Source organism: Levilactobacillus muriae, from assembly GCF_045862015.1.
Lineage (GTDB): Bacteria > Bacillota > Bacilli > Lactobacillales > Lactobacillaceae > Levilactobacillus > Levilactobacillus muriae.
In genome coordinates this window covers 16383-28301 of sequence record NZ_BAAFRU010000008.1, presented here as the reverse complement: position 1 = coordinate 28301, position 11919 = coordinate 16383, and the positions used below count along the sequence as shown (strand labels likewise).

Here is an 11919-nt window from a genome sequence, read left to right as displayed (position 1 = left end):
AATCGCTTTCATAACTACCGGAGTGCACAAGTTTTATGTGAGGGGCGTCATGGGTGCATACCGTCAGTATGTGGAAATGAAAAAAGGCATCCCGCGGGATGTCTTTTTAACGCTTCGCTTTAGTAAGTTGCAACGTACGCCTTGTTGGCCGTGACGTAGTTACCGTTCGTTAATTGGAAACGGTAGGCATTTTTACTGTTTTTAGTGATGGCCTTGACGGCTAACTTAGTGCCAGCCTTAACCTTCGTGCTCCGTTTGTTACTGGTGAACGACGTGGACTTGTATTCGTAAACGGTCTTCTTCGCCTTGATACCAGTGACGTTGTCAGCACTCTTGTAGTAACTAGTAGTGGCTTTCTTGTCGCTACCAGAGAACCACTTGTTGACGGCAGAACTGTTCAAGACCTTGTTCAGGTCAACGTTCCCACTGATTCCGGAAACCCGGCCAGAGCTGGTGTATTGCCACAGATCAACAGAAGTTCCAGAAACCTTAGGCTTAACGGAACTGTATTTGGCAATCCAGGTACCATCGAATTTATCGAAATTCAACTTTTGAGAGTTAGCATAGTATTCGCCAGCGTACATGATCAGGGGCTTGTCGGTCAAGCCACGCATCGTCTTCAGCCAGGCATTAACGTAGGTTTGTTCACTGCTAGATGCAGATGACATCCGCTTTTCTTCATCAAGGACAAAGAACTTGGTGTGCTTGTTACTGCGCTTGTAGAAGTCCTTGGCTTCCTGTTGAGCATCCTTCACACTCGTGAATTCAGCAAACATGTATTGGCCAAATGGGACGCCGTATTTGTAAGCACCGTTAGCGTTGACGTTCCGCTTACTGTCGACCATGTAACCAGCGTCGCCCTTACTTCCGTGTTGTACCCGAATGATGGCGTACTTTAAGTCCTTAGACGCTTTTTGCCAGTTAATGTTCCCTTGATATTGCGAAATATCGGCAACTTTCTTACCAGCGGCATTAGCAGTCGTTGTGTTCAAACCAACCCCAACAGCCAATACGGCGGCAAAGGCCGCAACACCCGCAACTAAATTATGTAACTTAATTTGCATGAATACATCCTCCTCAGTCTTTGCCCTTATTGTACACGGTGTGACCAGCTAACAGGTTACTACAGATTTACAATTGATTACAGTTAGATTGCAAGGGTAAAGAAATCATCTGGTTAAGTGGGTGGACGATTGGGGACAAATAAGAGAAGCAATAACAAAAAAAGCCATTCGAAAAAAATTCGAATGGCTAAGTCGTGTTGAATTTAGTGGGTGGCGGTGTAAATCTTTAAAGCAAGCTTAGCCCGGTTCTTATCGGTTTTAGTGATTGGATTGTATTTGGATAAACCTTGGTTAACTTTCTTGTAGCTATAAACGTTGTTGCTACCACTCTCAAAGTACATGAGATCGGACTTATTAGGGGAATGATTCAGTCCCATGACGTGGCCCAATTCGTGAGCAATCGTGCTGGCGTATTCGTACATCCGCCCATTATTAGCGACAGTATTAACGCCCTTAACTTCGTTTTCCAGTGTTGAGTAGGCCGGCAAAGACTTCTCAACAGACGCTGCTTCGTTGTTAAATTCAGTTTGATAGTTCGCATCAGCAGATGTGATACCCTTGGCAGCCAGATTAGCCTTGGCCTTGGCTTCAATCGTCTTGGCGTACTTCTTGTAGAAGGCGTCGTTCAGCTGATTTGTCATGGCAATCCCAATATTCTTAGTTTCAGCTTGGTAGTAAGACCAACGTACCTGTAAACTCTTCCTACTTGGCGTCCACCAGGCGTCACTTTGGTCACTCTTCGTGGCTTGTGCCTTAGAAACAGAGAATGTCAGGGTGTGATTCTTCTTAGAACCCTGAACAAATTCCTTCTTGCCCAGCTTCTTATTCCAATAGTTCATGGCAATCTTGACGCTACTCTTGAGTTTGGCGTCCTTGGTGTTGATGTAGACAGTCGCTTTACCATTCTTTTTGAGTCCAGTTTGAGCGTCAAATGCCAGCTTGTACTTCTTCCCTAAAGTCTTGGCATGCTTTCGATAATAGCTTGCCGACTTCTTTAAAGTCGCTGAAGATGGATTCACGCTAGCCGCGTGGGCGGTAACGGTGCTGGTGGCAATGGCCGGTGCAAACAGTAGGGCCGATGCTGCCGCAATCAGTAAGGACCGAACTTTTAAATGGTGTGATCTGTGCATGATGCTAACCTCCCTCAATTCCCCAAAACGTAACATTTACAATAGCATAGACTTTTCTGCAAAGGGGGTCAAGTAAAAAAATCTACAAATTATTTTGTGGATTTTTCAGTCATGACGGGGATGTTACCGATTTCAAAAATATAAAAGTGAACATTTGTTCGGGTGTTTCCAACGGTAATCTGGTATAGTAAGGTCAGTAGAAAAAAGGGAGGTTTCATGATGGTTAAACGGTGTGAATGGGCGACGTCTTCTCCGGAAATGCAACGCTATCACGATGAGGTTTGGGGGCGTCCAGAGCATGATGAACAGAAACTATTTGAGTTGCTTTGTTTGGAAACATATCAAGCGGGGCTGAGCTGGCAGATCGTATTAAATAAACAGGCAGCATTTGAAACGGCCTTCCATGGCTTTGACGTGGCGACCGTCGCAGCCATGCAACCAGCCGATGTGGATCAGTTGATGACTAACGCCGCCATTATTCGGAATCGTCGCAAACTTGAAGCAACGGTCAACAATGCCCAGACCTTGGTCAACTGGTCAGATACGACGGATTTTTCAACTTGGTTGTGGGGGCTTGTTGGCAATCAACCGATTCACCATCATCTGACTAGTGCGGACCAGATTCCCGGGACGACTGACCTGGCACAACACATTTCCCGTGAAATGAAGAAACGGGGATTCAAGTTTGTCGGGCCTAAGACAGTCTATTCGTTTCTACAAGCTGCGGGGCTGGTCAACGACCACCTCATGTCTTGCGATTGGGCACCAGAGAACCAACAGAAGAGAGGATAAACGCGATGCGATTTTTACATACAGCCGATTGGCACATTGGCAAGAAGCTTCATGGGTATGACTTGCTGACGGAGCAGCGAGACGCTTACGAGCAGATCAAGGCCATTGCAATCGCTGAAAAAGTGGACGCTGTGGTAATTGCTGGGGATCTCTATGATCGTGCACTCCCCAGTGAAGATGCGGTTAGTACATTGGATGCCATGCTGGTTGACCTGAATCGAAAACAGCATTTTCCACTGTTAGCAATCAGTGGGAACCATGATTCAGCAGTTCGTTTGAGTCAGGGAAGTGAGTGGTTCAGTAGTACCGACTTTTACTTGAATACGCGGATTTCGGATAGTGTCAGGCCAGTTGTCCTCGGGGATACACAATTCTTTTTATTGCCTTATTTTGAGCCGTTTGCGGTCCGACAGTATTTTGAAGATGACAGCATTAAGACCGTGACTGCAGGGATGAAACGACTAGTTGCTGCCATGCAAGAACAGTTTGCGTCGGATAAAAAACACGTGCTGATTGCCCATTTTTTTGCGGCAGGCAGTCAACACAGTGATTCGGAAACACTGGTACAGGTGGGAGGCTTGAACGCGGTTCCTGTCGATTTGCTGGCACCATTTGACTACGTGGCATTAGGGCACTTACATCGCAAGGAAGCTTTGCAGAATGAACCAACGATTAAGTACAGTGGCTCACCCTTGAAGTTTTCAACCAGCGAAGCCGAAGATACCAAGGGTGTCTGGATCGTTGATACGGATCAAACGCCGGTATCCGTCACGTTCAAGCCTTTAAAACCCTTGAACGACCTGATTGTACTGACCGATTCTTTTGAGCATTTGATGGATGCAGAGGTTAATTATCCCGTGAAGGCAGACGATTTTATTGCGGTGGCGTTAACGGATACGACGCCGATTGCCAATGTGATGCAACGACTGAAGACACGCTTTCCAAGGATTATTGAATTGCAGCGGGTCAACCAGTTGGACGTGACACCGGAAACCCTCAACATTGAGGAGGTTCAACGAGATCCGTTGTCTTTACTAGATGATTTTTTTAAGACAGTGACGGAACACGCCTTGACTACCCAGCAAGCAGATTGGGCGAAGCAAACGTTACAACAAGCGATGAAGGAGGCTGACTAAATGCGACCACTAACCTTACACCTCCAATACTTTGGCCCGTATCGCGATGAGGAGATTAACTTTCAAAAATTTGACGCGACACCATTATTTCTGATTAGTGGAAAGACTGGGAGTGGCAAGACCACCATCTTTGATGGGATGTGCTATGCACTATTTGATCAATCTTCTGGTGTGGATCGGGAACCTCAGGAGATGCGATCAGACTTTGCCACGACCGCAGATCATACGCGCGTGACTTTTGAATTTAACCATCGTAATCGGCGCTATCGTATTATTAGGGAACCAGCCCAAACCTTGCAGAAAAAGCGTGGATCTGGTGTGACTCGGGCTGCCGCCAGTGTTGAACTCACAGTGTTTGAGAACGGTACCGAGGTAGAGCAGTTGACGAAGACACGGCAGGTCAACGACTATTTACAAAATCTCCTGCAGATGGACGGCAAGCAGTTTGCCCAGATCGTCTTGCTACCACAGGGGGAATTCCGTCGCTTTCTAGTGGCCCCTAGTGAAGACAAAGCGGCGGTATTGGAGCAACTGTTCAACACGGAGATCTTTGCCCAGTGGACGGATAAATTACGCGACAAATTACGTCAAGATCGTGCACAGAATGCGGAAGCCGCAAAGGAATTGCAGCGCTTAGAGACGAGTTTGATCTGGACGGAGGTCAATCAGGGACGAGCAGCGTCTTTATTACAGGCTCAACAGACAACGGAAGTACTGACACTGATGGCGATGCAACAGTCCACGACACAAACTGCGATGCAACAGCTCACAACGCAAGTGACAACAGCTCAGAACCATGTGACGCTGCTGACACAACAGGGTACACGTGAGGAACAGCTCATTCGGGACCAGCACCAGTTAACGCAAGAGCAAGCGCGTCAACAAACGTTAGTAGCGCAACAACCAGCCATGAATGCGTTACAGCAGTTGATCACAGAGCTGGAGTGGACCCAACAGATTCGACCGCAGTGGCAGGAGCGTGAGTTAGCCCAAGCCAATCATCAACGTCGACAATTAGCGGTGACACAAGCCCAGGCACGGCTAACTGCAGCTCAGTCGGCTAAACAACAGGCATTGACAGCCCAACAGCAGTTGGCACCAGTGGAAGTACGTATTAACACCACAAAAGATCAGCTTGCGCAACAAGCTAAGATCAAGCCAGTCTATCGTCAGATTGCAGAGTTAACGCAACAAGTATCCTCGGCACAGACGGCGTTGTTGACCGTTCAACAGCGCGTTACCAAAGGACAACAACAGCAACAAACGAACCAAAAGGAGCAGCAAGTCCAACAAACTGTGATTGCAACTCAAGCGACACTCTACCAGACGCAGCATACATTGACTCAACGGGCGGGACAATTAAAGGAGTGGCGCCGACAACTAGCAGAGTTGCAGGCAGTAGACCAGAGACAGCAGACACTGGTCCACCAGATAGACAATTTAACGGCGCAATTGACTGTACAAACGCAAACGGCGCTGACTGCACAGCAACAGGCCGAGACGTTGAATCAAGAGCTGTTAGCGCATGAAATTGTCCGATTGGTTGGACAGTTGAAGCCAGGCAGCCCGTGTCCCGTTTGTGGGTCGACAGAGCACCCGGCGCCAACCGCGGTCACTGATACAACAGTTACCGAGGCAGAGGTCCAATCGGCACAATCACAGGCTCAAAGGGAACAGGCGCAACTGACGAAACTGAAGGCACGGTTACAGAATCTACAGGTTACCTTAACCGAGCTAAAGGAACCACAACAACAGGGGATGGCCACACTTTTAAAAAGCGTTGGGTTGTCTGAAGCAGATGGGACAGTTAACAGGTTCGACAGTCTCACTCACCATTTGGCGCAGTTGGCTACTAAGCAGCAGGCTGATCAAACGCAGAATGATCGTCAATTGGCGATGGTGACGACGGCGCAACACACGCTTGAACAGCTGACGGTAGTCGCAACACGGCTCACGCAGCAGCTAAAGACTGATGAAGCTGCCCAGCAAACAGAGACTAGTCATGTGGATCGGCTGACGGCACAATTGGCGACGCAGAAGCAACAACTGTCGGATACAGCGCCAACACTGGCTGAGTTTCAGCATCAAGAGGAGAAGCTACAACAGCAACTGCTGGTGGATCAACAGACGTGGGAGGCAGCGGCTAAGCAAGTGACGCAAGCCAACGACCGGCTGACAATTGTGACGACAGAGTTCAAGACGGCAACGCAGGAACTCACCCAGAGTGACCAACGGTTGACACAGGCGGCCAGTGCGGTACAAACAATTTTGGCTGAGCATTTCGAGATAGTTAATGAGGACACAGAAGCCATCGTTACGGCACAAATGACCAAGCACGATTCACTGGCTACCAAACGGCAAGAATTACAAGTTTTCCGCACGCAACAAGAACAGGTAGCTACCACGATTGCCGAACTGAAGAAGCGTGTGTTGGATCAACCTGTACCGGACCGTGACCAAACGCAGGCTGCACTGAAAGCCGCGACGGAAAGGGTTGCCACTTTACAGGACCAACGGCATGAGCAACAGGATCGTTATCAACACAATCATCAGTTGGTGAAACAATTACAAACGCAGATTGACCAGCAGACGGTCGCCTTCAAAGAGACTCAGGAACTCACCGAATTGACGGGAGTTGTCAATGGGGATGGTCCAAATAGCAAGCTGGGATTGGAACGATACGTCTTACAAACCTACTTACGGCAAATTTTAACGGTGGGTAACCAGCGTTTACAGCAGTTGACCAATGATCGGTATCAGTTCTTGGTGGACGATCAACCGGCAACATTTAAGAAAAATTCCGGGTTGGAAATCAATGTTTATGATGATCACGTTGGTGAGCAGCGTAGTGTGCATACGCTGTCCGGTGGGGAAAGCTTTATTGCGGCGTTAGCCCTAGCTCTGGCTTTGGGTGAAGTGATTCAGCAGACCACAGGTAGTGTAGACGTTGATGCATTATTTATCGATGAAGGTTTTGGCTCTCTCGACGAGGATGCTTTAATGACGGCTCTGGAATCACTTGAGACTGTCGAAGGGCAGCATCGTATGATTGGTATTATTAGCCATGTCAGTGAACTCCGCGCGCAGGTTCCTAATCAATTGCAGGTTGTTAGCAATGGTAATGGTGAAAGTAAAATCACTTATCAAATCGACGAAAGCTAGAAAAAAGCCGTCATCAATGATGGGTGACGGCTCCTAGCGGAAAAGTATGTCGTGATTGGCCGAACGGTTCCTGAAAGGGAGGGTAATTTGAGCGATTAACGGGCAGGTAGCCTGGTAATAGAGTTGATAGGTTACCTGTTTTGATAAAGCGATGTCGGCCATCTATGACTGGTTAATTTTGGCGACTGCGCTGACTATAAGGCCAATTGACTAGCGCCTTGGGGGTGGTAGAAATCTAGCTGGCATACTTTCCATGTCAAGAATACCCGAGGACGCTGTGGATGGACATCTGAGAACCGCGAGATACTGTAAAAACACCTAGTTTTCCTAGTGAACTTCTGTTGGTCAGCTAATTTTGGTAGCTGACGGTTTTAGCCGAATACGGTTCTAGGCTTAAACCGTTAAACGGCGGCATGACGCGATTTAGCGGGATTTGACACAATCGGTTATATAATCAACGATTATCCGTGCACAACGTCTAATTTAGGTTTAGAATAATGAATAACTAAATTAGAAACGGGATGATTTTGATGTGTACTAGTTTGACCTATGAGAATAGCCAAGGTGATCACTTCTTAGCACGGACCATGGATTTTGGCTTCGAGTTGGGTGGTCAGCCAATCTTTATGCCACGGCAACAGAAAATTCAAGGGGACGCAGGTGAGTTCACCACGAAATACGGTTTCGTAGGTGCTGGTCGGAATCTGAGTCATTATATCTTTGTCGACGGCGTTAACGAATACGGGTTAGGTGCTGCTGCACTGTACTTCTCCGATTACGCCAACTATGCCGAAGAAGTGCCAGCCGACAAGTTGGGCATCGCGCCACATGATTTGACGGCTTGGGTGTTGGGCAATGCAAAGAGTGTGGCTGATTTACGTGAATTGATTACGACCGTTCAAATTATGGATAAGCCGGTTGCCTTGTTGGGTATCACGGTGCCACTACATTTCATCTTTAGTGATCCTTCTGGGGACACGGCGGTCTTAGAGGCTACGGATCACGATCTTCATCTGATTGAAGATCCCGTTGGGGTCATGGCGAACTCACCACAATTGAGCTGGCACTTACAAAACCTGAGTACGTATGGCACTTTGGTTGCCGATACGCGGCCATTGCATGATTACCAGGGTTTCAATTTGAAGACGGTAGGTCCAGGAACCGGAGCGTTTGGCATGCCAGGGGACTATACGTCACCATCCCGCTTTGTCCGGACCGTCTTCAACAAACACTTTAGCCAGCCGACTGCTGATACACCATCTACGATGAACCTCCTGCAACATTTGCTGGATGGCGTCACCATCCCCAAGGGGGTTAAGCTCAAGCAAGATGGTAGCAGTGATTACACACAATATCGTGGCTACATGGGTCTTAATGAGCGGGCCTATTACATGGAACCTTACGATAATCTGGAATTACAACGTGTTGAAATCACAGATAAGATGCTGACCGATTGGGATACACCGGTTGAGTATCCCTTGGCGCATCGGACACATATTAAACATTTAAATTAGGCGGGTGAGTGAATGTCAGGCTTTCAACAGAAATCGTTTGAGCAGCTGACGACTAAGGAGTTATTTGAAATTTATCGGGTTCGAGTGGCTGTGTTTGTTGTGGAACAAACCTGCGCTTATCAGGAAGTCGACGACCTCGATGTTCAGGCGCAGCACTTGTTTACGCAGGATGCCACCGGAGCAATTACGGCCTATGCTCGGTTGATGGATGAAGGACAACAAATTCGAATTGGTCGCGTGTTGGTGGCAGCTAGTCATCGCGGAAATGGTGCGGGCCAACGGTTAGTCAGCGCTGCCATTGCTGCAGCACAACGGACCTATCCGGCAGCCCAGACCATTGTGATTCAGGCCCAGGCCTACTTGCAGAAATTCTACGCTTCATTTGGATTTCAGCCCACGAGTGCCGTTTATTTAGATACCGGTATTCCCCACATTGATATGGTGTTGTCTTTAACTTAGTTGACAACAAAATGACCGTCATCCCGAGAATTGGGAGGACGGTCATTTTCATACAGTTAACGTGCGTTAGCGGCACGGATAAAGTCTTCGATTAGGTCAGCGGGAATACCTTGAGCAGTCAGCGCCCGCAACGGCATGTTAAGGAACATGCGATCATGCAGAATAGTTGGAGTGCCATCCGCATCCGTTGCGCCCAACAGGGTGGTACCATCCTGGCTTGCTGGTGTAATCACAGTTTTCTTAAAGAGCGCTAACAAGCGAGAATTCCAAGCAACGTCGGTGAGATAGGTCTCATCCGTAATGGGGGCTGGCGAATTCTTGAAGTCCATGGTCAGTTTGGTTTGCAGCCGAATATCACGGGATGATTGGCCAATCATGACTTCATAATCGCCAGAATCAGCTTGCCAGCGATGCTTACCTTCACGCCACCAGCTAAAATCTTGACGGGTTAATTTCAGAATGACAGGTTTAGTTTCACCCGGGTCAACCGTAATCTTGGCGAATCCACGAAGCTCTTTCGTTGGCATTGGTGCGTGTGAGGTGTGGTTGGCCACATAAAGTTGTGGTACCGCTTGTCCCACACAGTCACCGGTGTTGGTGACGTCAAAAGAGACGGTTGCGCCGTGTTCGCTTTGGGTGATCTTTAAGCTCGTAAATTCAAATTCAGTGTAACTCAGACCGTGGCCAAAGGCGTATAGAACGTGCATTTCATGAGTATCGTAATACCGATAGCCCATGAAGATCCCTTCTGAGTAAAGTTCGTGGCGCGGATCTTGAGCAAACGTTGGTGCCATTGGGGTGTCCGTCAGACGGACTGGGAATGTTTCGGTCAAGTGACCAGAAGGATTGACTGCTCCTGTTAGAATATCCCAAGTGGCTTCACCCACAGCTTCACCAGCCAGGTAGGTTTCAACCACCGCCGCAACGGTGTGAATCCAAGGCATTTCAACGGCGGACCCATTTTGCAGAACAACAGTTGTGTGTTCATTCAATTTTGCCAATGATCCAATCAGATCTGTTTGATTTTCAGGCAGCAAGATGGCATTCTTGTCAAAGCCTTCTGATTCATCCGCAGCTGGGTACCCTGCAAAAACGATGACGTGATCGGCGTCCTTGGCAGCGTCGAGCGCCACTTGTGCCAGTTGATCATCCGTTTCACTTTCATCCAATCGGTAACCAGGGTAGTAATCTGCTTGTAAACCAGTGTCCTTCAAGGCTTCCAGTGGGGTCACCAATTTCGTTGGATTAACGTGGGAGCTTCCAGAACCTTGGTAGCGAGGATGTTCGGCCAGTTCACCAATTACCACGATTTTGCCCGCCTTGGCAGGCTTTAGAGGCAATTCGTTTTGATGGTTTTTCAGGAGAATAATACTGTCATCGGCCAATTTACGTGCAAAGTCGTGATGGGCTTGGTGGTCGTAAGTGCCGGCCGTATCCGCTGGCTGCCATTTGTCAACGACGTGAAGTAGGTGCCGGACGGCCTTATTCAAGGTTCCCACATCCAATTCGCCTGTTTGGATGGCACGAATGATTTCGTCCGCCGAAGCTTGACCCTTTCCTGGCATCTCCAGGTCGAGACTGGCCTTGAGCGCTTCTGCGTGGTCGGCCACCGCGCCCCAGTCGGACATGATAGCACCGTGAAAGCCCCATTCGTCGCGTAAGATATCGCGCAATAAATGGCGGTTCTGCGAGTTCAAGACACCATTGGTCCGGTTGTATGAGGTCATGATCGTTGCTGGGTAGGCGGCTTTGGTAATGATTTCAAAAGTTCGTAAATAAAGTTCACGGAGGGTTCTGGCCGACATATCACTGGAGGCCGTGAACCGTTGATTTTCCCGGTTGTTGGCAACAAAGTGTTTGACTGAAACCCCAACGTGTTGAGATTGAACGCCATCGACATAGGCGCTTGCTAATTTACCAGCAACCAAGGGATCTTCGGATAAGTACTCGAAGTTGCGACCACCCAAGGGGGACCGCTTCAAGTTGACACCGGGTCCCAGCAACAGGCTCACTTGTTCTGCGCGAGCCTCTTCGCCAAGATGTTCTCCTAGTTGACGCATCAGGGTCGTATTCCAGGAACTGGCACTCAGCGCTGCGGCGGGATAAGTGATAGCTTGAACCGAATCCGTAATGTCGCCGGCCGAGGCGGTGGGTTTTTGCTTCCGTAACCCGGAAGGTCCATCCGTCATCATCAGTGCCGGGATGCCTAAACGGTCCACGGCAGCGGTATACCAAAAATTCTTGCCGGAGACCAGTGCGGCCTTCTCCGGTAACGTTAGTGCAGCAAGCGTTCGTTCGATGTCCATACGTTCAAATCCTTTCTACTCGTTCAACTATCACCAGTATACAGTTTTCCAGGGGGAGATGTTAGTGGCGAGTTTTTTCTTTTGACAAATCACCAGAAGAAGGCTATCTTTAATCTTGTGCAATCCAATTCGATTACAAAAAGTTAGGAGGGAAAATCACGATGCTCGTAAACGCCAACCAACAACAAATGATGTTAGCCGCATGTTGCCAATGTAACGTGCTTGTTTGTGTTGCGTTTAATCGTGATTTTCCGGCTAACCGGTAGTACTACATAGCGACGACAACAGCAATTGTTGTCAGTGTAGGCGGGTTTCCCATCACGATTATGTGAGGGGAGACCCGCCTTTTTCTGTAC

At 48.5% G+C, this 11919-nt stretch carries 8 protein-coding genes; 5 read left to right on the top strand and 3 right to left on the bottom strand.

What is annotated here, in order from left to right; translation table 11 throughout:
• Positions 1 to 119 precede the first annotated feature (119 nt).
• Both ACKTSF_RS06925 and ACKTSF_RS06920 read right to left on the bottom strand, forming a co-directional pair.
• Positions 120 to 1064 (bottom strand): GH25 family lysozyme, encoded by a 945-nt coding sequence (locus ACKTSF_RS06925; RefSeq protein WP_407887886.1) that lies wholly within the window; start codon positions 1062 to 1064, stop codon positions 120 to 122.
• A 203-nt stretch (positions 1065 to 1267) separates the two neighbouring features.
• A complete protein-coding gene (locus ACKTSF_RS06920) occupies positions 1268 to 2194 on the bottom strand; it encodes a matrixin family metalloprotease (RefSeq protein WP_407887884.1) in 927 nt (308 codons plus the stop codon).
• A gap of 219 nt (positions 2195 to 2413) precedes the next feature.
• On the opposite strand from ACKTSF_RS06920, the gene ACKTSF_RS06915 reads away from it, so the two are divergent.
• From ACKTSF_RS06915 to ACKTSF_RS06895, 5 genes are all read left to right on the top strand, one after another.
• Positions 2414 to 2986 (top strand): DNA-3-methyladenine glycosylase I, encoded by a 573-nt coding sequence (locus tag ACKTSF_RS06915; RefSeq protein WP_407887882.1) that lies wholly within the window; start codon positions 2414 to 2416, stop codon positions 2984 to 2986.
• A 5-nt stretch (positions 2987 to 2991) separates the two neighbouring features.
• A complete protein-coding gene (locus tag ACKTSF_RS06910) occupies positions 2992 to 4122 on the top strand; it encodes an exonuclease SbcCD subunit D (protein ID WP_407887880.1) in 1131 nt (376 codons plus the stop codon).
• A complete protein-coding gene (locus tag ACKTSF_RS06905) occupies positions 4123 to 7284 on the top strand; it encodes an AAA family ATPase (protein WP_407887878.1) in 3162 nt (1053 codons plus the stop codon).
• A gap of 530 nt (positions 7285 to 7814) precedes the next feature.
• Positions 7815 to 8798, top strand: a complete 984-nt coding sequence (locus ACKTSF_RS06900) for a choloylglycine hydrolase family protein (protein WP_407887876.1) — start codon at positions 7815 to 7817, stop codon at positions 8796 to 8798.
• A 12-nt stretch (positions 8799 to 8810) separates the two neighbouring features.
• Positions 8811 to 9257 carry a GNAT family N-acetyltransferase gene (locus tag ACKTSF_RS06895; protein ID WP_407887874.1) on the top strand — a complete coding sequence of 149 codons (447 nt, stop codon included), beginning with the start codon at positions 8811 to 8813 and terminating at the stop codon, positions 9255 to 9257.
• A gap of 56 nt (positions 9258 to 9313) precedes the next feature.
• Here the strand turns inward: ACKTSF_RS06895 and ACKTSF_RS06890 are convergent, their stop codons facing one another.
• The gene (locus ACKTSF_RS06890; RefSeq protein ID WP_407887872.1) at positions 9314 to 11563 is read right to left on the bottom strand and encodes a glycoside hydrolase family 3 C-terminal domain-containing protein; all 2250 of its coding nucleotides are present in this window, start codon (positions 11561 to 11563) and stop codon (positions 9314 to 9316) included.
• Between the last annotated feature and the right edge of the window lie 356 nt (positions 11564 to 11919).